This is a genomic window from Pseudomonas sp. HMSC063H08 (assembly GCF_001813645.1).
Taxonomy (GTDB): domain Bacteria; phylum Pseudomonadota; class Gammaproteobacteria; order Pseudomonadales; family Pseudomonadaceae; genus Pseudomonas; species Pseudomonas aeruginosa.
Genome location: NZ_KV813513.1, coordinates 1 through 267, shown reverse-complemented (window position 1 = coordinate 267; position 267 = coordinate 1). Strand labels below are relative to the sequence as shown.

Annotated in this window: 1 protein-coding gene; it reads left to right on the top strand. The window is 66.7% G+C overall.

The features are described 5' to 3' along the window. A partial coding sequence (locus tag HMPREF2924_RS21810; protein WP_141765561.1) for a DUF3438 family protein occupies positions 1-267 on the top strand: 267 nt, incomplete at both ends.

Here is a 267-nt window from a genome sequence, read left to right as displayed (position 1 = left end):
TCAGGTGCGCGTCAAGCGACAGCTCGACCTGAATACCCTGCTCCCCAGTCTGCCCATCACGGCTACCGCCTTGGGCGCCTGGCGGCTGGACGACTACTACGTCACGGCGGTGAAGCTGCAGAACGCCAGCGCCCAGCACCTGGCCCTGGATCCCAGGGACCTGATGGGCAATTTCATCGCCGCAACCTTCCAGCACCCGTACTTGGGACCCCGGGGCGACGCTTCCGACACCACCACCGTGTATCTGGTGACGCGCGGCCGCGGCCT